We start from the raw sequence: 24,895 nt of genomic DNA, 5'->3' as shown, positions 1-24,895 counted from the left end.
ATTATTATTAAAAAGAGATTCGATTTATTTGTGCGTATCAAAAAAATAGGGTATTTTTGCCACTTAATCAGTGTTATTGTGCTTATGCTTGTGAACGCAAACGGAAATGTACTAATTGCAGAAATAGAATAAATAAATTTTATATATCAATAAATTTTAGGTAATAAAACATGTCTAACAAATTGAAAAGATTCCGCGCTATGCTGTTCTTCGTAATGGCAATGATATCGCTTAGCGTATCAGCGCAGACTGTTTCAGGTGTAGTCAAAGACCAGACAGGTGAGCCTATCATTGGTGCCAACATTCTTGAGCAGGGCACCACAAATGGTACTATCACCGATTTGGACGGAAACTTCACTCTGAGATTATCAGGTAACAAACATCTGCTCGAGATTTCGTATGTAGGTATGAAGTCAAAGACCGTGGATGTAAAAGGAAAGACTAAGATTGAGGTAACCCTTGAGGACGACTCTAAGTTGGTTGACGAGGTTGTCGTTATTGGTTACGGAACAGTTAACAAGCGCGACCTTACCGGTTCGGTAGGTTCGGTTAGTGCAAAGCAGATTGGCGAGTTGCCTGTGGCTTCGGCTTCTGAGGCTCTTCAGGGAAAACTTGCCGGTGTGTCTGTTACTACAACCGAGGGTTCGCCAGATGCCGATGTTAAGATTCGCGTGCGTGGTGGCGGTTCGTTGTCTCAGGATAACTCTCCGCTCTATATCGTAGACGGATTCGAGGTTTCTTCTATCTCTGACATCGCTCCTTCGGATATCGAGAGCATCGATGTATTGAAAGATGCCTCTACTACTGCAATCTACGGTGCTAAGGGTGCTAACGGTGTTATCATCGTAACAACAAAGAGCGGTCGTGCAGGCAAGATTGATGTGAACTTCGGTGCATCTTTCGGTATAAAGAAGGCTCGCAAGTTGGTTAAGGTGATGGACCCTTACAACTATGCTTACTATCAGTACGAACTTGGTTCGACAGACTACGGAGACTTTGACGACCTTGAAATCTGGAAGTCTGTAAACGGCGAGGATTATCAGGACAAGATTTTCGGCAACGTCGGAACTCAGAACCAGTACAACCTTAGCGTGAGCGGTGGTAACGAGTTGGTTAAGTTCAACGTAAGTTACTCTCACAATGGTGAGAACAGCATCATGAAGTCATCATCATTCCGCAAGGATAACGGTAACGCCAAGCTGAACTTCAAGTTCACAAAGTGGCTGTCGCTCGACTTGAACGGTCGCATCAGTTACCAGAAGGTTAAGGGCCTGGGCTCGGGTGCAGATACAAACGAGAGTAACGCTGCAAACTCAATCGTTGCAAACTCGGCTCGCTTCCGTCCAATCAATCCGCTTGCTGCTGATGACGATGATGAATCAAGCACTTCATCACAGAAGAATCCTTACGAGCGTTTGGTTGCAACTTACAAGGCTAAGACAAAGTTCCAGCGCAGTTTCAGCGCAGGTCTTGTAGTTAAGCCAATCAAGAATTTCACACTCCGTTCTGAACTCGGCTATACTTGGACTGATACTGACACCGACCAGGTTTGGCTCGAGGATGCAACTCAGAATTCAAGCTATGGCGATTTCGGTTCTCCACAGTCGTTCATTGGTCGTGTTGATGCCAAGACTTGGAAGAACGCCAACACCATTACTTACGACAATAAGAAACTGTTTGGCGGTCGCGACCGCATTAACGTGCTTGTTGGTCAGGAGTGGAGCAGTGCACAGGAGATAGAGACTCAGAATGTTCGCACTCAGTTCCCTCACGGATATTCATTCGACAATGTTCTTGACAATCAGGACAAGGGTGTTGCAAAGACTCCATACAGATACGAGAGTCCAGATGAGAATATGTTCTCATTCTTCGGTCGTCTGAACTATACACTTAACGAGAAGTATCTTCTTACACTCACAATGCGTGCCGATGCTTCGAGCAAGTTTGCCGAGGGCAACAGATGGGGCTACTTCCCATCAGCAGCCTTTGCATGGCGATTGAGCGAGGAGAAGTTTATGGCAGGAACACGCGACTGGCTGTCAAGCCTTAAACTACGTTTGAGTTATGGTACAGCAGGTAACAATCGTATTCCGTCAAACTCAGTCTACACAACTTATTCTGCTGCAAATGCAACGGCTTATGCACCTTATTTTACTGAGAATGGTAAGGAAAGTTCAAAGTCTATGCTCGAGCACGCAACAACTCTTTCTAACGAGAAGTTGAAGTGGGAGACAACAATCACTCGTAACATCGGTATCGACTACGGATTTGCAAACAACCGTGTTTCTGGTACATTCGACCTTTATTGGAATACAACAAAAGACCTTCTGATGAAGACTGCCATCGCCGGTTCATCTGGTTACACAATGCAGTATCAAAACTTCGGTCAGACATCTAACAAGGGATTCGAGTTTACCGTAAAGGCTCAGATTGTTGACAAGAAGGATTTCGGTCTTGAGTTTAACGGAAACGTATCGTACAACCGCAACAATATTGACAAACTTGCTCTTGACAGCCCATGGCAGAGCAGCAACTGGTCGGGTTCAACACTCAGCAAGTACGAGGACTTCCGCGTTGAGGAAGGCGGCAGACTAGGCGAGGTTTGGGGCTATAAGACAAACGGCTTCTATACTGTTTACGACCCAGAGACAAACCCTAACGGCGAACTTGTTCGTAACGCATCAAATACAGCATGGGTTCTGCGCGACGGCGTTAAGGACAATAGTGCAAGCATCACTGGCGGTAACTATTATCCGGGCGGCTTGAAACTTAAGTGCGATGAGGACGGAACTCCGATTAAGCAGCGCTTGGGCAACACCGTGGCTCCATGGGCTGGCGGTTTTGGCTTTAACGCACGTTACAAGCAGTTCGACTTCACACTTTATTGCAACTACTCGTTCGGCAATCAGATTGTTAACGGTACTAAGCTTGCAACAAGTTTCTACAGCGGTTCAGCCAAGGGCTATAACCTTAACAGCGATTTCAACCTTGCAAACCGTTACACTTGGATTGACCCTGCTACTGGCTACAACCTTGCAAATCCATCGTCAGAGGTATTGGCTTACTACGGCACAACCGACGTAATTCAGAGCCGTCTTAACGAGATTAACAAGGGCGCATCAATCTACAATCCATGTGCCGTATCAACAATCCAGCTTATCGACACAGCTGTTGAGGACGCTTCGTTCCTCCGCATCCAGAACATCACATTGGGCTACTCGCTGCCAAAGAGCGTAATCCGCAAGGCTCACATGAGTAACGTACGCTTCTATCTTACAGGATATAACCTGTTCTGCTTCACAAACTACTCAGGTGCCGACCCAGAGGTTGATACAAGCAGCAAGAAGAATGCAATGTGTCCGGGTATCGACTATGCTGCTTATCCAAAGAGTCGTTCATACGTTCTTGGCGTGAATGTTTCATTCTAAAGAAAAATTCAAGAGATGAAAAATATTTTTAAAGCAATAATATTAGGTGCAGGTGTTGTGTCTTTCGCTTCATGTTCTGATTTCCTTGATCAGACATCGCCTTCGGAGATTACGACACAGACTGCATGCGAGAGCGCAGAAAATGCAAATCTCATATTAAATAAGGTCTACGGCGAGTTGACCAAGGGCGAGACTTACACTCAGTATGTAAGCATGCATTGGGCTACAAACTCGGATATCGAGCTTATCGACGGTCTGGGCGAGGGCAACGCAAGCAACACATCGAGCGAGCGCGGTAACATGAACTACAACGCCAATCCGGGATGGGGAAACCTTTCTAAGGGATGGAACGCAATGTACTCAGCCATTGAGTATGCAAACATGCTTGTTGATGGTGTGAACAACAGCAGCGCGGCTGGTGGAAGCAGCGACGAGGCTGTGGCTTTGCGCCGTTACAGAGCCGAGGCAAAGGTTCTTCGTGCAATGGTCTACCTCGACCTTACTCGCGTATTCGGCGATATTCCGTTCAAGCTGAATGCAACAAGCCCAGAGAACGTTTATCTTGGCAAGACCGACCGCGACGAAATTTACGACGCACTCATCAGCGATGTTGAAGGCGCAATAGACGACCTTCCATGGGCTGGCGAGAATGGTCTGACAACCGAGCATGCCAACAAGGGATTTGCTCACGCAGTTGTTGCTCAGCTCTGCCTTACACGCGCAGGATGGGCAATCCGCGAGCAGGCAAAGAGCGGCTACGAGACAGCTGCTGAGAACTCAGATGCAAAGTATCCGACACAGCGTTGCGACGAGTCTACTCGCAAGGCTATGTATCAGAAGGCTGGCGAGCATCTTGCAGCTATCATCAACAGCGGAAAGCACAAACTTAACCCTTCGTTTGCCGACGAGTGGTACAAGGTTAATCAGCGCGAACTTGACACTCAGTATCAGGAGAATATCTTTGAGATTCCAGATGGACTTGGCAAGTCGAGCGAACTTGGCTACACCATCGGTGTTCGTATAAACGGTGCTTCAACAGCATTCGGCGCAAAGGGTAACTCGTCTGGTAAGGTTAAGCTTACTGCACCTTTCTTCTGGTCATTCGACAAGAAAGACCAGCGTCGCGACATCACTTGTGCAACATACGAGATGAAGGAGGAGAACGGCATCCTGAAAGAGAACATGCAGGGCAACAAGCCTTTCGAGATTTATGTTGGTAAGTGGGATGTAAGAAAGATGAACGAGGAGTGGCGCTCTGTTGCCCTCAACGCAGGTAATGCAAAGTGGATGAGCGGTATCAACGTAATCCGTATGCGTTATTCTCAGGTATTGCTGATGTATGCCGAGGTTGCAAACTACCTTAACGGCAATCCAGATGCAGGCGTTGCAGGATGCAGCCTTACAGCTCGCGAGGCTCTTGGCCAGGTTCATACACGCGCCTTTGCCGAGGCTGACAAGGTTAATGCTCAGAGCTACGTCAACAACCTTACTGCCGATAACTTCTTCAGCGCAATTGTAGACGAGGATGCTTGGGAGTTGGCAGGTGAGGGCTTCCGTAAGTTCGACCTTATCCGCTGGAATCTTTTGAGTTCAAAGATTGATGAGTTCAAGGCATCTTACACAAATGCAGTAAAGGCTGGCAACGTTTATCCAAAGAAGCTCTACTTCAAGTACAATAAGGTAAGCAAGGACGACAGCCGTTACGGTTGCGAGTGGTGGCAGATTGACATGAGCAGCGTTCAGTGGTATGCAGAGCCAGAGGATGTCGAGACTGGCGGTTGGGAGTCTGTTACATTCTGGGGCGACGAGGATGTCAACAAGTCTGACAAGCAGAAGAATATCAACACTTATCTGCCATTCATCAGCGCAGGTCTCAACTCTACAGTAAAGAACAGATATCTGCTGCCAATCGGCTCAACAACAATTTCTGAGTCGAACGGCTCTTTGCACAATTCTTATGGTTATAGTGACTAATAAAGAAACACAGAGGAAAAATGAAGAATATTAAGAATATGGTTATGTCGGGAGCTGTTGCGCTCCTGACAGCCACAAGTTTCATAGCTTGTACAGACGGCAACGACTGGGAGGTTGATTCTTCCTACGACCGTCTGTTCCACAGCACACAGTCGTCGTTGAGCGTTACGCCTACGGCAACGACAGCCGAGGTGTCTTTCGGCAAGACTCCAAACACAACTTACTACATCATGCAGGTTTCAAAAGATTCTCTGTTCGATGATGTTGACGAGTCTGCCATCGTTATCAAGACATTCGGCGAGGACGGCTCTATAACAACAACTCCTTACACTCTGACTGGCTTGGCTGGCGACACAAAGTACTACTTCCGTATGAAGGGACGCTACGTTCCGCAGAATGTGCCTGCCGGTGCTGAGGCTTGTCCTAACAATCAGCCAAAAGAGTCTCATTGGGTTTATCTTAAGAAATTCTCTTTCAAAACTAAGGCAGAACAGATTTTCAATGCCATTACTGATGAAGACCGCGACGAGACAACAATTCACCTTAGTTGGACTCCAAACGCAGAGGTTACGAACATCGAGGTTCTTAATGGCGATGAGGTTGTGCAGAATATTCAGGTTTCAGATGAGGCTAAGCAGGCTGGCGAACTCACCGTTGCCGATTTGACTCCGTCTACATTCTACACATTCGTAATCTATAATGTCGATGCTAAGCGCGGAACAGTTTCAGCAACTACAGCAGATGCAAGTCCGGCTGCCGAGTACAAGTTTACTTGCACAGGCGATCTTGATGCCGACCTCAAGGCTGTTGCTGCCAAGGCTGCTGCCGACGGCAAGACAAGCTACAGCGTAACTGCCATCATCAAGGGTGGAACAACTGTCGATTTCAAGAGCCTTTCTGACGAAGGAACAGATGCTAATCTGGTTATCCCAAGCGGAATGTCTGTTACATTCTTCGGAGGTGCCGGCACCGTTCCAACTCTCAACTTCGTTAAGTGCATGGACATCGCTGGTGCTCACAGCAGCATCACATTCCAGAACCTTAATGTAGTTGGTACTGGCTATTTTATCAACCAGAGCAACGCTGGTAGCGTGTCTGAACTTAACATCATCGACTGTAAGGTGAGGGGATTCAAGTCTAACACATTCTTGCGTATCCAGAGTGCTTCTGTAAGCATCTCTAAGATTAACGTTAAGAACAGCGTCTTTACAGAGTGCGGTAATAACTACGCATTCTTCGATTTGCGTAACGGCTCTACTTCTGAGGTATGCATCGAAAACAGTACATTCTACAATCTTTGTACTAACGGTAAGGGCTTGATTCTGTCATCAGGTAAGAACTTCAGTTCTGTCGAAATCCGCAACGTTACATTCTACAACGTATTCGGAAACAACCAGTACTTTATCGATTTTGGTTCTGGCTACGGAGCAACAAACTTTGTAATCGAGAACTGTTTGTTTGCAAAGAGTGCAGATGATGTAACAAAGAACATTCGTTCGGCTGTAAATCCAACGGTAGTCAACAGCTGGACAACAACAACTTGGGCTAAGACAATCAAGGGCGCTGAGGCTCTCGGTCTTGACGATGCAGCTGTGTTCAAGAATGCAGATGATGGTGATCTGACTATCATCAACAGCAGCGTAGCGTCAAAGAATGTTGGTGACCCACGCTGGATTGTAGCAGAGTAATTACACTTCTGACGTAAAAAAATAAAGGACAAGTCTTTCGGGGCTTGTCCTTTTTTACAATATTAATAAATTAAAGATTTGTTATATGATTTATTTTATAATTTCTATTATCCAGCCCATATTTAATGCTTTGTTGATGTCTTCTAATATTTTCTTTTTTGCTTTAGTGTTGCTATGTGTTAAGACATATAGTCCAGGAGAAACCTCACGTTGATGACTTCCATATTTCTTGTCTTTAGTTGTTGAGACGATGTTAATGCGACAGAGTTTGATTTCCATTGCGCGAACATTCATTAAACCAGCCTCAATAATAGCAGATGTAAAAGTTGTTGCTGCATCGTCCTTCTGTAAAATTGAACCATCTTTTCTATAAATGCAAAGCCCAGTTTTTGGTGCTTTGTTTATTACTTTATTTTTTCTTTGCCCAAATTCTTTGTGTTTGACTTCTGGATCAACTTCAAGGCGTTTCGCATCAATTAATTTTGTGATATTAGTTTTGCGAGATAGAGAAACACTTATTGGATTCCCTGGCTGATAGTCTACAACTAACACTAATTCTCGCTGCACTTGTTTAAGTGCAGGCTCAATTGTTTCTGTGACTATAGGAAGGATTTCTTTCTTTATTATTTCTTCTTCCAGTTCACTTGCTTGTCTTTCCATTTCTTCATTTATAGAAAGACCAACATTCCGCAATGCTTCCATTGCCTTGTACAATTCGTTAAGCCGTGACATATATCATTAATAAATGAGAGTATTATAATTTTAAAGATCAAAAAAGGGTTAAAATCTTAATTGAAGACAAAGTTATATAATTATTTTGAAAGGATAGTTGTTTTTATGTATAAACTATTTATTACGGTACGCAATTTTTTTTTAAGATATATTGCCTTAAGGAATCTTTCATTGTTTGTTCGGCAAAACTAACAAATCTAACTTTTATATATATAACCGCAATAATAATCAGTTACCTAAAAACTTTCTGATAACCTCGGTGTATTCAGCCTTGTGCATCATGTATGAGCGGGCGTGGACGGCATCCTTGCCAATCCATAAGGCTTTTGGCTCGGGCTTGGCTTTGTAAAGGCGATAGACCATCTCTGTTGGTACAAACGTGTCTTTGTCGCCGTGGATGAACTGCATAGGGTACTTGCATTTTGTAACCTCGCCAATGGCTGAGGCCTCGCCAAAACTCCATCCATATCGCATTTTGCAAAGAAGGCTCGTTGTGTACATCAGTGGAAATTCGGGCAGACCGAACTGCGATTTTAGTTCGCCTGAGAATTCGTCCCACACGCTTGTATATCCGCAATCCTCAACAAAACGAAGGTCGCTGATGTCGTCGGGCTTTGGGAGCGACGACATCATCATCGTTGTGGCGGCTCCCATTGATACGCCGTGTACAACCATCGTGTCGGTCTTGAAGGCTTTCAGCCATTGCATAACGTCGTAACGGTCGTTCCATCCCATGCCGATGGCCTCGCCGTCGCTCATTCCGCTTGCGTGAAGGTCGGGCATCACCACGTTGTAGCCAAGGTCGCGCTCGTACATTCGTGCCAGAAAGAAGTATTTTATGGCTTGGTCGCGCCATCCGTGAATAACGAGTGCCGTCCTATTGCCGCCTCTGTTTACGAAGTAGGCGTGATGCCGTTCGCCCGTCGGCATAGTCATGAACGTGTCGCGTAGCGCGTCGATGCGCTTCAGACTGTCAATCCACTCGGCTGTCTCTGGATATCTCTCAAACAGTTCGCGATAGCACGAATCGGTGTTGTGGCGCGTTTTGTCGGGGCTTAGCGAGTAGCTGAGCATATAAAAACTTCCGCCCGTTATTGCGGCGAGCAGCACAATAATGATTACGGAAGATGTAAGTAAGATGTTCTTTTTCGTTATGTGCATTTCTGATGTATTTAGTTGTATTAAATCAGTTCGCCTTTGCCTTGGCGGATAACTTCGTTGCTGCCATCAACGCAATAGACAATGGTACTTGGCTCTGTTCCGCCGTCGCCGCCGTCAACAACCAAATCTACGGCATGACCGAGACGCTCGTCAATCAACTCCGGATTGGTAAGATACTCAATCTCATCGTCGCTGTCGTAAGGGATTGTTGTCTTCATTATCGGGTCTTCCATAATGCCGAAAATCTCTCTCATCACAGGATGGTTTGGCAGATGTACGCCCATCTCCTTGCGGTTTTTGAAAATCTTTGGCAGTTTGTTGCTGGCCGGCAGAATGAAGGTGAAAGGCCCCGGCAGATTGCGCTTCATCAGTTTGAAGGCATCGTTGTCCATCTTGGCATATTCGCTCACTTGACTCATGTCTTTGAAGATGATTGACAGACTTTTCTTCTTTAGGTCGATGTTCTTTATTTTGCAGATACGTTCAATGGCACGTTCTTTCAGAGCGTTGCAGCAGATGGCATACATCGTGTCGGTTGGCAGAATAGCCACACCGCCATCGTTCAGAAGATTCACAATCTCCTGAATATCCTCTACCGAGTTATTCTTAGAATAAAGTTTCTTAATCATATATTTTCCCCCAATTATGAATTATCAATTTTGAATTATGAATTCTGAATTTAGAAAAAGAATTTTTCAACTTTCAATTTTCAAGTTTCAATTCCCCAATTGTCAATTGTTAATTATGAATTTTGAATTGTTAATTATGAATTATGAATTGTCAATTCTTCTTCCTCAGCTCATTTGCTATTGCCCACTGAATCTGCGCTGCCTCCTCGTTTCCGAGTTCGTTTAGCGCGTTGCCAAACAGCTGGTGAGCGTTGGCATGCTTCGGCTTTATGCTCACGCACTTGTCAAAATCAGCCACGGCAAGCTCGTAGCGTTCAAGCTGCATGTTCAGTTTCCCGCGGTTGTAGAGAGCCATGAACGATATTGGCGACAGTTCCACAGCCTTGTTCAGCTCTTGTTCTGCCTCGGCGGTGTTGCCCGTGTTCATCAGCGTTATGCCCTTGCGGACGAGCGCGTCGATGCAGTTCGGATTCAGTTTCAGAGCCTTGTTATAGTTCTTTATTGCAGCCTTGGCGTTATGTGCCTGCGTTATGCAGTCGTTGCCAAGTTGAACATATTCGAGCGCATATTTGTTTAGATGCTGGTTGCGCTGCGATAGTTCCTCGCGCAGCCTTTTGTTCTCGGCTTTCAGCGAATTTATTGTGTTTAGCTTGCGCCTGATGAAGCGGATTGAGTTTGGCTTCTCAATATCGTATCGCGTGTGTATTGCCTTGTAGAATTTGCTCAGGCACAGTTCGAAATCGCCTTTGTTGAATGCCTCTACGGTTTCTTTGTACAGAACATCGGCTTGCGCCTGCTTCAGTGCGCGCTGCATGGCTTGCGTGTTGTTGAAGTTCTGTGCAAAAGTCAGAATCTCGGGGCGGACGAAGATGTCGCGGCGCTGAATCTCGGTTTTCAACTGAATGCCTTCGAGCGATGTGCATCGGCTCAGAGCAACGTAGGCCTGTCCGCCAGCAAAGACGCCTCCGCTGAAGTCTATCACCACGCGCGAGAATGTGAGTCCCTGACTCTTGTGGATTGTTATTGCCCACGCCAATTTTATCGGGAATTGGCTGAACGTGCCGAGTTCTTCTTCCTCAATCTTCTTCTCTGTCTCGTTGTATGTGTATCGCACGTTGCTCCATTTGTCTTTCGTAACCCAGAAGCAATCGCCTTGTTCGGTTTCAATGAAAAGCGCGTCGTTGTCTATGTCAATATCGCGCACTATGCCGAGCGTTCCGTTTACCCATCGTTTTTCAAAATCGTTTTTGATGAAGAGAACCTGCGCTCCCTTCTTTATTGTGAGTTCCTTGAGCGTTGGCAGGCTGCTTTCGGGAAATTCGCCGCAGATTTCGCCCTTGAAGGTGTACGGCTCTTCGTCTATGGCATCGAGTTTGCTCTGGTTTATGTAGTCAACGCTGTCGCGGCGTGTGCAGAGCGTTACGAACAGTTTGCCCGACTGGTCGAAGCCTTCGTTCTCGCGGATATGCTCGGTGTATCGGGTGTTCAGAAGTTGAAGGTCGTGCTCGGTTGTCCGGTTTGTGCGTATGTTGTTCAGAACCGCCACGAAAGCAGGGTCGTTCTGGCGGTAGACCTTCGTGAGCTCGATGCTTACAAGCTCCATCGACTTGAAAACCTCGGCATTGAAGAAGTATGGAGTAGGGTAGTACGGGCGAAGCATCTCGCGCTCGTCGTTCTTCAGCACAGGTTCAAGTTGGAACACGTCGCCAACAAAGAGCATCTGCTTTCCGGCAAAAGGCATGCGCATGTTTCGGCAATAGATGCGCAGAACCTTGTCGATGAAGTCGATGATGTCGGCTCGCACCATCGAAATCTCGTCGATGATGATAAGTTCAACCTCCTGAAGCATCTTCACTCTTTCCGAGTTGTACTTCAGAAAATCCTTTATCCGTCGCTGGCTCGAGAATCGTGCGTCGTCGGGCACAAGCGGATAGAACGGCAGTTTGAAGAAACTGTGAAGCGTTGAGCCGCCAGCATTGATAGCCGCAATACCAGTAGGTGCCAACACCACGTGTTTCTTCTTGGTGTTGGCACATACATATTTCAGAAAGGTTGATTTACCTGTTCCAGCCTTTCCCGTCAGGAAGACGGAGTTGTGAGTGTATTGAATCAGCTGGAGTGCATTCTGAAACTCAGTGTTGCTTGTATCAATCTTGCTGATTTCCATTAGCGGTTATCAGATGTCGTCGAAATTTATCATTCCGTCGTCTTTCTTTTTCTTCTTTTCCGAAGGCTGACTTGCGCTCTTGTCGCCGTCCTTTCCGCCAGCCTCGCCCTCGGCTTTCTCGGTTGTGGCAGCCAGAGAGTCGTTCTGAGTGCTGTCGTTGCGCGAAACGTAGCAGCTTGCACAAGTGTAGCTTGAATAGTCAATCTTCTCGCCGTTCAGCAAATCAGGATTTGGTTTCCACTTAAACTGACCTTTGTACTTGCTGAACGCTGGGTCTTTCAGAACCATGTCCATGAAGTATCCGAAGATAGGCAGAGCCGTGCGGCTTCCCTGTCCGAGTGCTCCAGTGCGGAAATGAATGCATCGGTACTCGCCGCCAACCCATGAGCCGCCAATCAGATTAGGCGTTGTGCCCACGAACCATGCGTCGGAGTGGTTGTTTGATGTTCCGGTCTTTCCGCCGAAGTCGGTGTCGCGGCATACATCGTGAATGTAACTCCACAGTGCGGCAACGGTGCTTCCCGGCTCTTTTATTGCGCTAAACAGAAGCGTCTGGGTAAGATATGCTGCGCGATAACTCATAACCTGAGTCTGCTCGGTAGGAGCGGTGTAGATTACGTTGCCTTCGCGGTCTTCAATCTTTGTAACGAGAACAGGCTCGTGATACTTGCCGTCGTTCATCGCTGTGGCATAGGCATTTACGAGCTCAAGAAGATTCACGTCTGTTGCGCCAAGGCTGATAGACGGACTTGCAACGATTGGCGACTTTATGCCCATTGCGCGCGCTGTGTTTGCCACGTTTTGATATCCAACCGAGTCGCCCACCTGAACGGCGATACTGTTGATAGACTGCGCAAACGCGCTCTTGAACGGATATGATGCTCCGGTAAAGTAGCCGTTGGCATTTGTCGGACTCCAGTAACTCATTCTTACTTGCTTGTTAGAGTCTTTGCAGAAAATCATCTTTCCCTTGTTCGGGTCTTTCTCCGGAACGTATCTTCCAACATTCTTGTCCTGCATCTTAGAGCATGGAGTGTAGCCCTGCATCATGGCTGTTGCATATACAAACAACTTGAATGTTGAGCCTGCCTGACGCATGGATGTTACCTTGTCGTAGTTCCATGCCTTGTAGTTGATGTCGCCAACCCACGCCTTCACCTCGCCAGTCTTTGGCTCCATTGCCACGAAACTGCAATGCATGTAGTGAAGCATGTGCTTTATAGAATCGACGGTGCTGATGGTTGTATCAACAATCTCGTCTTTCTTGAAGTCGTAGATTTTAGTCTTGTGAGGCTGGTTCATCCAATATTCTATTGAATCCTCCTTAGCCTCGCAGTTTTTGAATCTGTCGGCAAGAACCTGATAGCGGACCGTTTCCTTCATTCTCTTTGGAATGAAGTTCTCAATTACATGATGACTCTCGTCCTGCCAAGGATCTTGTCCCTGCCAGTGAGCCTTAAAGTTGCGCTGAATGTCCTTCATCTTCTTGCGCGCAGCCGAGTCGGCATACGCCTGAAGGCGTGTGTCGAGAGTGGTGTAAATCTTCAGACCGTCGGTGTAGAGATTGTATCCTGTTGAGTCGCACCAGTGCTTCAGATGCTTCTCTACGGCATCGCGGAAGTAAGGAGCTTTGCCGGTGTAAACCTCGTTCTTTTTGTTGATGATGGTTGTTTTGATGTCGCGAGTGCTGTACTCGTTGTACTGCTCCATCGACAGTTTTCCGTTCTCAACCATGTTCATCAAAACCACGTTGCGTCGAGCCATCGCGTTCTTTGGGTTTGTGCGAGGGTTGTAGGTGGTTGTTGCCTTCAGAAGTCCTACTAGGATTGCGCTCTGGTCGGGCGTAAGCTTGTCGGGTGTCGTACCGAAATAACTTTTTGCCGCCGTCTTTATTCCGTAGGTGTTGTTTCCAAAGTCCACGGTGTTGAAGTACATCTCAAGAATTGTCTTCTTGTCGTAAATCCACTCAATCTTTGTCGCGGTAATCATCTCCTTGGTCTTCATCACAATCATCTTGACAACCGGAACGTGTCCCAGAAGTCCCTGCGAATAGTTTGTTCTTGCCTTGAACATATTCTTCACAAGCTGCTGTGTGATTGTTGATGCTCCGCGGGCGTTGCCCTTAGCCATATCCTTTGCGGCGGCGAAGATTCCTTGGAAGTCTACTCCGTGATGCTTGTAGAAGCGCACGTCCTCTGTGCAGATGAGTGCGTCTACGATGTTAGGAGAAATCTCCTCGTATGTAACAGGCATACGGTTCTCGTTGAAGTATCGTCCGAGCAGTTTTCCGTCTGCGCTGTAAAGTTCCGATGCTTCGTACAGTTTTGGCTTCTTTAGGTTGTTGTAACTTGGCATGTCGCCAAACAGGTACAGGAAATTAACATCGACGGCAACCAGATAGAGCAAAAACAGGACTATTGTCGAAACAAATCCCACGCCTATCTTCTGATACCAAGGCTGACCCTTGTACAGGTTCTTATACCATCGTCCTATTCCTTTAAACTTTCCCCAACATAGTTTGAGGAAGTCTACAGTCTTTTGTAGCACCTTTTTCATTATTGTATCAATCCTGAATTTTAAATTCGATGCAAAGTTAAATATTATTTTTTGTAATCACCTTAACCGCAGGTTTGTTTTGCAGATATTTTCCTGCCGTATGTGTTATGATTGTCTTATTCTGTCGTTTATACACTCAATCATCTCGTCTATTGTCTGGTGGGCAGGTTCGAGCCACACCACTTCTTCATCGCGGCGATACCATGTTGTCTGCTTGCGCGAGTAGAGGCGCGTGTTCTGCTTAATCTTGTCGATGGCCTCGTCGAGAGTCCACTCGCCGTCGAAGTATTTGAACAGTTCCTTATAGCCCACGGTGTTGAGCGAGTTGTAATACTTGTGCGGATATACTCTGCGTGCTTCTTCTATCAAGCCGTTCTCAATCATCATGTCAACGCGGCGGTGAATGCGCTCGTAAAGTTCTTCGCGCTCGCGCCTCAGTCCGAATTTCAAGATGCGGAACGGACGCTCTTTTGCCTTCTTTGTACGGAACGAGCTATAAGGCTTGCCAGTCATGTAGCAGATTTCGAGGGCGTGAAGAACGCGCTTATAGTTGTGCAGATCGACCTCGGCATAGTACTCAGGGTCGAGCAGTTTCAGTTCGGCGGTGAGTTTTTCGAGTCCTTCAGATTCGTATCTTTCGAGAATAATCTGGCGAGTCTCTTCATCAACTGTCGGAATGTCGTCGATGCCCTTGCAAACGCTGTCTATGTACATCATCGAGCCGCCTGTAAGGAGCAAGACGTCATGCTCCTTGAAGAGTTTCTCTGTCAGTTTCATCACGTCTTCCTCGTACTTTGCCGCGCTGTAATAGTCGGTTAGTCCGAGGTTTCCAACGAAGTAGTGCTTTGCCTGCTTCAGTTGCTCAGGAGTGGGTGCAGCCGTTCCTATCGGAATGTCGCGGTACATCTGTCGCGAGTCTGCCGATATTATGGGACATTTAAAGCAAGAGGCGAGGGAGAGACTTAGGTCAGTCTTTCCCACGCCAGTTGGTCCTATAAGAACTATAAGTGTCTTTTTAGTTTGCATAAGGGTCTCCATCGCTGAACTCCATGCCTTCGAGGTCAAGTTCATCTTCGTTGAAACCTTCGTCGCCGAAGAAATCCTCGCCAAGTCCCATATCGGCAGCGTTTCCAATGGCTGGGGCTTTAGTCATCAGGTCGTCAAAGTCGAGCATCTGCTGAGGCGCGCTGCCCTTTACCTTGACTATTTCAGGCTTGTCGAGGTCCTTGCTGTACTCAACCTTCGACAGTTCGAGGAAGAGCATTCGCTCTGCCATCGGGTCGAAGATGTAGGCAACCTTCTGATTCTCTTCTTCGAGAAGTTCGTCGAGATGAGTCTCTGCCATGACGTACTTTTCGTCATAGCCGTCGTCGCCCATGTCCTCAAGGGTTACTTCGTGCTCCTTCTCCCAGTTGTCCGAGCAAGTGTAGAAACTTGTCATCTGGTCGTCGGAATACTTGCATGCCTTCAAGATAGTCTTGTGCAGGTCGAGGAATGTAGCTTCTGAGTCAATCTTGATGATTGCGCCGAAGTCCTCAACCTCTTCAGAGAAGACGGTGAATGTGTAAACCATATCGCTATTATTTTATCTAATAATACCTCTGGCCGAACTTTCGATGAAGTTGACGATATACTTGATGTCGTCGTTCATCTCTAAATCTGCCTTTATTCTCTCAAGTGCGTCCGATACGTTAAGGTTGCTTGTGTAAATCAGTCGATAAGCGTTGTGGATATTCTCTATGCGCTCATTGCTGAATCCGCGGCGGCGCAGCCCCACAAGGTTAAGTCCGGTATAACTGATAGGCTCTCGTGCTGCTGTGATGAAAGGAGGAATGTCCTTGCTTGAGCGAGAGCCGCCCTGAACCATTACATAGCTGCCGATGTGGCAGAACTGGTGAACAAGAACGGCTGCGCTGATAACGGCGCAATCGTCAACCACAACCTCGCCGGCAAACTTTGTTGAGTTACCAACGATGCAGTTGCTACCGATAACGCAGTCGTGCGCAACATGTACGGTCTCCATCAAAAGGTTGTTGCTTCCGACAATTGTCGTGCCCTTTGATGCCGTTCCGCGGTGAATTGTTACATTCTCGCGAATCTTGTTGTTGTCGCCAATCTGAGTGGTTGTCTCCTCTCCCTTGAACTTGAGGTCCTGAGGAACCGCGCTTATCACGGCACCGGGAAAGAAGGTGTTGCCATTTCCTATGCGAGCACCGTAAAGAATGCTCACATTATTCATAATTACGTTGTTGTCGCCTATAACAACATTCTTGTCAATGAAGCAGAAAGGACCGATTTCGCAGTTTTCACCAATCTTTGCTTCAGGATCAATGTATGCCAGTGGACTTATTTTGCTCATTATCTATTATTTATTCTTTATAATCTGTGCGGTGAATGTTGCCTCGCACACAACATTTTCGCCCACGAATGCATATCCCTTCATTGAAGAGATGCCGTGGCGCAGCGGTGCAAGAAGTGCTACTCTGAATACGAGAGTATCGCCCGGAACAACTTTCTGGCGGAACTTAACCTCATCAATTTTCATGAAGTATGTGCTCCAGCGCTCTGGCTCTTCAACGGTGCTCAGAACGAGCATACCGCCAGCCTGTGCCATTGCCTCAATCTGAAGAACGCCCGGCATTACAGGCTCTTGAGGAAAGTGGCCTTGGAAGAATGGTTCGTTACTTGTAACGTTCTTTACTGCAACGATATAGTTTGAGCCAACCTCGATTACCTTGTCTACCAACTGGAATGGATAGCGGTGTGGAAGGCATTCGCGGATGCGGTTAACATCCATGATTGGTGGCTGATTAACATCGTATGCTGGTGCCTGAATGTCGTGCTTTCTGATTTCGCGACGCATCTGGCGTGCAAACTTGTTGTTGATTGTGTGTCCCGGACGTGTGGCGATGATTCTACCGCAGATAGGCTTGCCGATAAGTGCCATGTCGCCGATGATGTCGAGCAACTTGTGGCGTGCAGGCTCATTCTCCCAAACAAGAGGCTTTCTGTTAAGATAGCCGAGTTTCTTTGCGTCGCAATGCTCTGTGCCAATCATGTCGGCAAGTTTGTCGAGTGTATCCTGAGATACTTCTCTCTCGTAGATAACGATAGCGTTGTCGAGGTCGCCGCCCTTAATCAGTCCGGCTGCCAATAGAGGCTCAATCTCGCGAACGAAGACGAAAGTGCGGGCCGCGGCAATCTCCTTGTCGAAATTCTTAGGGTCGTCGAGTGTTGCAAACTGTGATGCAAGCACCTGCGAATCGTAAGAAATCATTGTTGTTATGCTGAAGTTCTCGTCAGGCAGAAGGGTGATGCAAGCACCTGTCTCCTCGTCCTTGAACTCAACTTTCTTGCGGATATAGTAAACGTCCTTAACGGCTGTCTGCTCCTGAATACCGATGCGGTTGATAGCCTCGATATACTGCTCTGCACTACCATCCAGAATAGGGAACTCTGGTCCGTTAACCTGAATAAGACAGTTGTCTATACCTTTTATATAAAGTGCAGCCATTGCGTGCTCAACGGTGCTTACGCGAGCCTCGCCCTTGGCAAGAACTGTTCCGCGCTGTGTGTCTACAACATTTTCTGCTATTGCATCGATAATAGGCTGTCCTTCAAGGTCAATTCGCTGAATCTTGTAGCCAGTATTCTCTGGTGCAGGATTGAATGTGACTGTAAGGCTCAAGCCTGTGTGCAGACCTTTTCCGTAGAGTGAAAAGCTGCCTTTAAGTGTATTCTGCTTTAACATTATACTATTTTGTTATTTGTTCTTTTAACTGTGCAAGTTCCCTTTTCAACTGGTTGAATTCTCTAACCATGTCGGGAAGATTCTTTATTGCTGCGCTCTGGCGTGCAAAACTTCTGAAGTCGGTTGCAGGATAGCCCATAAGGTTCTGTCCCGGTTTCTTCACGTCGCTTGGAATGCCGCTCTGTGCGCCTATGTTGGTATGGTCGGCAATATGTGCGTGACCTGCAATTCCAACCTGACCGCCAAACATACACCATTCGCCAACCTTTGTCGAGCCGGCGATGCCTACCTGTGCGCTCATCACGGTGTTTGCTCCAACATCAACGTTGTGGGCAATCTGCACCATGTTGTCGAGTTTAACGCCGTGGCGAACGTATGTCGAACCCATTGTTGAACGGTCTACACATGCATTTGCACCAATCTCAACATCGTCCTCGATGGTTACGATACCAATCTGCGGAATCTTCTCGTAGCCCTCTGGAGTAGGAGCGAATCCAAATCCGTCGGCACCGATTACGCAGCCAGAGTGCAAAACCACTCTGTTGCCGAGTTTGCAGCCATGATATACGGTTGTGTTAGGGTAGAGCGTGCATCCGTCGCCAACCGTAACCTTGTCGCCGATTACAGCGTGAGGATAAATCTGGCATCCGTCGCCCACAACCGAGTTGTCGCCAATAACAGCGTATGCGCCTATGTAGCAGTCTTCGCCCACCTTAGCACTTTCTGAAATTACGGCTGTTGGGTGAATGCCTTTCTTCCTTGGCTTGCTCATTTCGTAGAGAGCAAGAAGTTTTGCTACGCATTCATACGCGTTGTCTACTTTTATAAGGGTTGCTTTTACCGGCTTGTCGAGTGTTACGCTCTTGTTTATAAGAACGATTGACGATTCGGTATCATATATGTAATGAGTATATTTCTCGTTTGAGAGGAATGAGATAGCGCCGGGCTTTCCCTCCTCTATTTTAGCGAATGTATTTACTGTTGCGTTCTCATCACCAACCACGGTGCCCTGAACGAACTCGGCTATCTGTTTAGCTGAAAAATCCATATTGTAACTAATGCTATTTCACATTGATATGCAAATAACGTAAAAAAAAATTAATAAACCGACAAAAACTCAAATTATTTGTTCGAGTTTTCTGTTACAGACCTGCTTTGGCAAGTTCTGCCTCCATCTGCTGCTGAACCTCCTTTGCCTTCTCGGCAGCCACCTTTGCGAAGTTCTCGGTGCTGTCGGCATAGATTATTGCTCGGCTCGAGTTTACAATCAGTCCGCAGGTGCTGTTCATTCCGTACTTGCACACTTCTTCGAGGCTGCCGCCCTGTGCGCCGATGCCCGGAACGAGCAGGAAGTGGTTTGGAGCAACCTTGCGGATGTCCTCGAACATCTTGCCCTGTGTTGCGCCAACAACGTACATCATGTTCTCGTCGTTGCCCCAGTTCTGTGACTGGCGGAGAACTTTCTCGAACAGACGCTCGCCGTTGCTGTCGGCTGTAAGTTGAAAGTCGTGCGAACCCTTGTTGCTTGTAAGCGCAAGCAGGATAACCCACTTGTTAGGATATGTAAGGAACGGGCTCACGCTGTCTTCGCCCATGTATGGTGCAACTGTAACCGAGTCGATGTTCATCTCTTCGAAGAAGGTGCGGGCATACATAGCCGATGTGTTGCCAATGTCGCCGCGCTTTGCGTCGGCAATGATGAAGTGGTTTGGATAGTTCTCGTTGAGGTACTTTATTGTCTTCTCGAACGAAATCCAGCCCTTTACGCCCATGCTCTCGTAGAAGGCGAGGTTTGGCTTGTATGCTATACAATAAGGTGCGGTTGCATCTATGATTGCCTTGTTGAATGAGAAGATCGGATCTTCTTCCTTTAGAAGATGCTGCGGTATCTTCTTGATATCTGTGTCAAGACCAACGCAAAGGAACGATTTCTTTGCCTTGATGTTCTCGAATAGTTGTTTCTTGTCCATTGTATGTGTGATTATGTTATAGTTCGCTTTCCTTCAGTCTCTCGGCATTCTCTGCCACAATCAGATGGTCTATGCAGTCCTGAATGTCGCCGTCCATAAATGCGTTGAGGTTGTATATGGTGTATCCTATGCGGTGGTCGGTAATTCGGCCCTGCGGATAGTTGTATGTGCGGATTTTTGCAGAACGGTCGCCTGTTGACACGAGAGTCTTTCGCCGGCTTGCAATATCGTCGATATATTTCTGGTGCTCCTTGTCGTAGATGAATGTGCGGAGTCGGGCAAGTGCTCGCTCCTTGTTCTTAGGCTGGTCGCGCGTCTCGGTACACTCGATGAGGATTTCATCAACCTCGCCGGTGTTAGGGTTCTTCCACATGTAGCGCAGACGAACGCCCGATTCTACCTTGTTTACATTCTGGCCGCCTGCACCACTCGAACGGAATGTATCCCACTTTATTTCGCCCTCGTTAATTTCAACATCGAATGGCTGGGCCTCTGGAAGCACGGCAACGGTTGCAGCCGATGTGTGTACGCGTCCCTGAGTCTCGGTTGCCGGAACGCGCTGAACGCGATGCACGCCCGATTCGTATTTCAGAGTGCCGTAAACCTTCTCGCCCGACACGCTGAAGATTATTTCCTTGAAACCGCCGGCAGCACCTTCGCTGAAACTTGATACGGCAACCTTCCAGCCCTTTGTCTCGCAATATTTGCTGTACATGCGGAAGAGATCTCCGGCAAAGAGTGCAGCCTCGTCGCCGCCCGTTCCGCCACGGATTTCCATCATCACGTTTTTGTCGTCTTCAGGGTCGGCAGGCACAAGCAGAAGTTTAATTTCCTCTTCCAAGGCCGGAATTTTTGTTTCAGCCTCGTTGAGCATCTCGCGTGCCATTTCCTTCAGGTCGGCATCCTGCTCGTTTGTTAATATGTTCTTTGCTTCCTTTTGGTTCTCAAGTGCCTGAATATAAGCCTTTCGAGCCTTGAGAATATCTTCAAGATCCTTGTATTCTTTAGTCAGCTTTACGTAGCGTTTCTGATCGCCAATAACGTTAGGGTCGGTAATCAGTGTCGAGACCTCCTCGAATCTGCTCACCAGTCCGTCAAGCTTATCTAAAATGTTGTTTTCTGCCATAAAGTGTTGATATTTGTGCAAAGATAGTGCTTTTTAACGACTTGACAAAAAATATGTATTAAAATGGTGTCGACAGACATTCCGTTTGCTCGTGATAATGTCTGGCGTCAGGTTCAGAGCGCGTATTCTTGATGTTTTGTATAAACTGTGATTATGAAATATTGTTGGACTTTATTGTATTTTTTGCCGTTAAGATGGTTTGTCTGACATTTTTTGAATATAACGTACATAAATATATGTTAACGGACACAAAAAATATGTTTTCGAGCACATTACAGATTTTTTTCGAAAAGAATAGCAAAAAGATAGTGTATTTTTGCCAAAACTTTTATATTTTTGCCACCAATGCTGAAAGGTACACTTTGACGATGAAAGAAAAAATGAAATGTAGTCTGAAGAAAGCAATCCAAGCAGTCTAATATCATTAATAACAATAATAATAATTAAGCACATCTATGAATTCGAAAATTCTGATGAAAAGAGCTTGCATGGCGTTGTTCATGTTTTTGCTCTGCACCGTTGCTTTTGCACAGAGAACCGTAAAGGGTGTTGTGCTCGATGCAAATGGTGAACCAATCATTGGTGCTAATGTGTTGGAAAAAGGTTCGACTAACGGAACAATTACCGATATTGAAGGTAATTTTTCACTTTCGGGCGTGAGCGCAAACAGCACATTGGTTTTCTCTTACATCGGCTATATCTCGCAGGAGATTAAGGCTGATAAGAAGGAACTGAAGGTAACGCTTCAGGAAGACAGTAAAAACCTTGACGAGGTCGTCGTTATTGGTTATGGAGTACAGAAAAAGTCGGATGTGACAGGTTCTGTTTCTTCTGTCACGACTGAGGCGCTTAATGCCAAAGGAGCGTCAAGTGTAATTGAAAATCTCCAGGGTTCAACGCCTGGTGTTAGCATTACTCAGTCTTCTGGTCGTACTAACGGTGGTTTCGGAATAGAAATCCGTGGAAAGTCATCAATCAACTCTGACACAACACCTCTTTTTGTTGTAGACGGTGTTATGTGTGATGATATTGACTTCCTTAATCCGCAGGATATCGAGCGTATCGATGTGTTGAAGGATGCTTCTTCAACAGCTATCTATGGTTCGCGTGCAACAGCTGGTGTTGTAATGGTAACTACAAAGGGTGGTTTGGCTGTTAATAAGGAGCAAAAGCCAACTATCAGTTATGACGGATATTATGGTATCTCAAAAGTAACTCGTATGCCAGATTTTATGACTGGCGAACAGTTCTATAAGTATCGTTTCCTCAAGTTCTTGATTTCGGCAGAGTCAGGCGTGGCAAATCCAATCTATTCAATGGGTAATGGTGCGGTAGAGCAGGGCTTGCTTAGAGAACATGTCGGTTCGGGCGAATATATGTTGAAATCTATGCTTCAGAGTGGTGCTACACAGGATTGGCCTTCTCTTGTTACACAGGATGGTCAGCAGCAGAACCATTATCTTTCTGTAAATGGTGGCGGAAAAGTTGCTACATATCATTTTGGTGTAGGTTATAACCGAGTAAAAGGTATATATAAAGGTGATGCTGAACAGCGTTACAACTTTAAGGGTTCTGTTGATGCTAAGGTCAATAAGGTGATTAGCGCAGGCTTTAGCATGAATATGGCATATTCTGAGAATGAGTACGCTAACGATAATGCAATTTCTGTTGCATTCCGTATGAATCCATTTATGCAGCCATATGATGCTGACGGCAACATTAACCATAAGCCGGGTGCAGCAGCTGCTGTAGGTACAGATGGTACATATCAGTTCTCTGATCAGGTTAGTGCTTTGGATTTGATGAAAAACACCAAGCAGGAACGTGAGACATGGCGTATCCTTGGTAATGTTTATTTGAAACTTGATATCATCAAGGGCTTGAATTTCAAGACTACATTTTCTCCAAGCTACACAAGCTATCGCTTAGGCTCGTTTGCAGGTTATATAAATCCTGTTACTAACAAGGCATACGATGACAGCGATACAAACTCTGCATCACTTCAGAAGAGCCGTAGTTTCAGCTGGACTTGGGATAATGTTGTAAATTACAATACAACAATCGCCAAAAAACATGATGTTGGTTTGATGGGACTTGTTGCTTTGCAAAAAGGTAATACAGAATCAAGTACTTGGGCTGCTACAGACGTAATGGCTGGCACAGACTGGTATAATTTGACATCTGGAACATTTGATGCAGATGGTTCTAAATACGGATACTCTGATACTGATATGCTTTCTTATGCTTTGAGAGGTAATTACGCATTTATGGGCAAGTACCTTCTTACTGCAACTGTCCGTTGGGATGGCTCTTCTAAATTTGCTGATGGCTATCGTTGGGGATGTTTCCCTTCTGCTGCTGTTGCTTGGCGTATGTCTGAAGAAGCGTTCATTCAGAAATATGATTGGATATCTAACTTGAAACTACGTTTCAGCTATGGTGTAACTGGTAACTGTGACGGTATTGGTGCTTATGCTACTCAGGTGTCTGTTGCTGGTCCTGTTTATTATCCATTTGGAACATCTTATAGTTCTGGATTTTATGCTTCAGATATTGTTGACAGAATGTTGAAATGGGAAACTTCTCGTGAGTTGAATGTCGGTTTGGACTACGGTTTCTTAGGTGGTCGAATCAATGGTACTGTCGATTGGTATCGTAAAACTTCAGAAGACTTGCTTTACCCTGTATTGTTGCCTCTTGAGACAGGAGGTATAACAATGACTACAAATGTTGGTAGTGTTCGTAATACGGGTGTTGAGGTTTCTTTGACAACAGAGAATATCAAGAAGAAGGATTTGACATGGTCTACAACATTTACTTTTGCAAGTAACAGCAACAAGGTTCTTGAAATCAATGGTATTGATACAAGACTTGTTAAAAGTACAACAAATAGTTTGTTCGTTGGCTCATCTGTATATAATGTTTACAATTACAAGATGGGTGGCATTGTTGATGATAGATACATGACTGTTCCAAACACCCAGATTGCAAAGGATAAGGGCTTTACCCCTGGTGATAAGGTTAAGTCGTACGACTATTACTACGCTTGTTATGGATTGCAGGAAGGACAGCCATACGTTATTGATCGTGATGGCAATGGTACTATTGACGATAATGACAAGTATATTTTCAACTCAAATCCTTCATGGACTGGTAGTTTCTCAACTAACCTTACATACAAGAATTGGGATTTCAACATGTCGCTTTACACAAAGCAGAACTATACAGTTTATTCAAACTTTATGAATGGCGACCAGTTGGCATGGAACGACCGTGGACGTCAGAAACTGAATGTAAATTATTATATACCTGCAGGAACTCTTATAGACTGTGATGGTGTAAATGCTGATGGTACAATAATAAACCCTGTATATCAGGTAACAACTCATTATGGTGAATATCCATTCCCTAATAATGGAGGCTCAAATGGTGGTGTTGGTGCGCAGGCTTCATATTATAATGTTGCAAAGGCAAATGTTGATGCTTCTTATGTAAAGGTTAAGAATATTACCCTAGGTTATACTGTACCAAAGAGTTTCTTGAATAAGTTCGGTTGTCAGAAACTCCGCATCTACGCAACTGTAACAAATCCATTTGTATTTACAAACTATAAGGGCTTCGATCCTGAATGGGCAGATGCTGCTGCTAAGAATGATGGTCCAAGCACTGTTACATACCAGATTGGTGCAAGCGTGAAGTTCTAATAATTAATT

Annotated in this window: 16 protein-coding genes; 4 read left to right on the top strand and 12 right to left on the bottom strand. The window is 46.0% G+C overall.

Annotation, left to right across the window (positions count from 1 at the left end):
* Positions 1-170: 170 nt before the first annotated feature.
* Genes T538_RS0106740 through T538_RS0106730 form a run of 3 tightly spaced genes read left to right on the top strand, consistent with a single transcriptional unit; the run spans position 171 to position 7,090 of the window.
* Positions 171-3,428 (top strand): SusC/RagA family TonB-linked outer membrane protein, encoded by a 3,258-nt coding sequence (locus T538_RS0106740; protein WP_031532788.1) that lies wholly within the window; start codon positions 171-173, stop codon positions 3,426-3,428.
* Positions 3,429-3,443: 15 nt separating this feature from the next.
* Positions 3,444-5,402, top strand: coding sequence for a RagB/SusD family nutrient uptake outer membrane protein (locus T538_RS0106735; protein WP_031532789.1), 1,959 nt, complete (start codon positions 3,444-3,446; stop codon positions 5,400-5,402).
* Positions 5,403-5,422: 20 nt separating this feature from the next.
* Positions 5,423-7,090 carry a DUF5123 domain-containing protein gene (locus tag T538_RS0106730; RefSeq protein WP_031532790.1) on the top strand — a complete coding sequence of 556 codons (1,668 nt, stop codon included), beginning with the start codon at positions 5,423-5,425 and terminating at the stop codon, positions 7,088-7,090.
* Between the two features lie 90 nt (positions 7,091-7,180).
* On the opposite strand, the gene T538_RS0106725 is transcribed toward T538_RS0106730, so the two are convergent.
* The 12 genes from T538_RS0106725 to prfA form a co-directional block, all read right to left on the bottom strand.
* Positions 7,181-7,792: a hypothetical protein gene (locus T538_RS0106725; protein ID WP_231497073.1), complete on the bottom strand. Its 612-nt coding sequence runs from the start codon at positions 7,790-7,792 to the stop codon at positions 7,181-7,183.
* A 258-nt stretch (positions 7,793-8,050) separates the two neighbouring features.
* A complete protein-coding gene (locus T538_RS0106720) occupies positions 8,051-8,983 on the bottom strand; it encodes an alpha/beta hydrolase (protein ID WP_031532792.1) in 933 nt (310 codons plus the stop codon).
* A 20-nt stretch (positions 8,984-9,003) separates the two neighbouring features.
* A complete protein-coding gene (locus tag T538_RS0106715) occupies positions 9,004-9,612 on the bottom strand; it encodes an L-threonylcarbamoyladenylate synthase (protein ID WP_031532793.1) in 609 nt (202 codons plus the stop codon).
* 151 nt (positions 9,613-9,763) lie between these two features.
* Positions 9,764-11,779 (bottom strand): AAA family ATPase, encoded by a 2,016-nt coding sequence (locus tag T538_RS0106710; protein ID WP_031532794.1) that lies wholly within the window; start codon positions 11,777-11,779, stop codon positions 9,764-9,766.
* 9 nt (positions 11,780-11,788) lie between these two features.
* The gene (locus T538_RS0106705; RefSeq protein WP_031532795.1) at positions 11,789-14,335 is read right to left on the bottom strand and encodes a transglycosylase domain-containing protein; all 2,547 of its coding nucleotides are present in this window, start codon (positions 14,333-14,335) and stop codon (positions 11,789-11,791) included.
* A 105-nt stretch (positions 14,336-14,440) separates the two neighbouring features.
* Positions 14,441-15,361 (bottom strand): tRNA (adenosine(37)-N6)-dimethylallyltransferase MiaA, encoded by a 921-nt coding sequence (gene miaA / locus T538_RS0106700; RefSeq protein ID WP_031532796.1) that lies wholly within the window; start codon positions 15,359-15,361, stop codon positions 14,441-14,443.
* Positions 15,351-15,908, bottom strand: a complete 558-nt coding sequence (locus T538_RS0106695; protein WP_031532797.1) for an IS1096 element passenger TnpR family protein — start codon at positions 15,906-15,908, stop codon at positions 15,351-15,353. The genes miaA and T538_RS0106695 overlap by 11 nt, the downstream gene beginning before the upstream one ends.
* Positions 15,909-15,920: 12 nt before the next feature.
* Entirely contained in the window at positions 15,921-16,694 is a 774-nt protein-coding gene (lpxA, locus tag T538_RS0106690; protein ID WP_031532798.1) for an acyl-ACP--UDP-N-acetylglucosamine O-acyltransferase, read from the bottom strand.
* A gap of 6 nt (positions 16,695-16,700) precedes the next feature.
* Positions 16,701-18,086: a bifunctional UDP-3-O-[3-hydroxymyristoyl] N-acetylglucosamine deacetylase/3-hydroxyacyl-ACP dehydratase gene (locus tag T538_RS0106685; protein WP_031532799.1), complete on the bottom strand. Its 1,386-nt coding sequence runs from the start codon at positions 18,084-18,086 to the stop codon at positions 16,701-16,703.
* 4 nt (positions 18,087-18,090) lie between these two features.
* The gene (lpxD, locus tag T538_RS0106680) at positions 18,091-19,134 is read right to left on the bottom strand and encodes a UDP-3-O-(3-hydroxymyristoyl)glucosamine N-acyltransferase (RefSeq protein ID WP_031532800.1); all 1,044 of its coding nucleotides are present in this window, start codon (positions 19,132-19,134) and stop codon (positions 18,091-18,093) included.
* Positions 19,135-19,228: 94 nt separating this feature from the next.
* Positions 19,229-20,056, bottom strand: a complete 828-nt coding sequence (pyrF, locus tag T538_RS0106675) for an orotidine-5'-phosphate decarboxylase (protein WP_031532801.1) — start codon at positions 20,054-20,056, stop codon at positions 19,229-19,231.
* Positions 20,057-20,072: 16 nt separating this feature from the next.
* A complete protein-coding gene (prfA, locus tag T538_RS0106670; RefSeq protein ID WP_031532802.1) occupies positions 20,073-21,182 on the bottom strand; it encodes a peptide chain release factor 1 in 1,110 nt (369 codons plus the stop codon).
* A 455-nt stretch (positions 21,183-21,637) separates the two neighbouring features.
* On the opposite strand from prfA, the gene T538_RS0106660 reads away from it, so the two are divergent.
* Positions 21,638-24,886 (top strand): SusC/RagA family TonB-linked outer membrane protein, encoded by a 3,249-nt coding sequence (locus T538_RS0106660; protein ID WP_031532804.1) that lies wholly within the window; start codon positions 21,638-21,640, stop codon positions 24,884-24,886.
* Positions 24,887-24,895: the final 9 nt, after the last annotated feature.

Origin of the sequence: Bacteroides sp. Ga6A2, from assembly GCF_000702225.1 — a bacterium.
Lineage (GTDB): Bacteria > Bacteroidota > Bacteroidia > Bacteroidales > Bacteroidaceae > Ga6A1.
The sequence above is the reverse complement of the archived record's forward strand: the minus strand, read 5'-3'. Positions and strand labels throughout refer to the sequence as shown.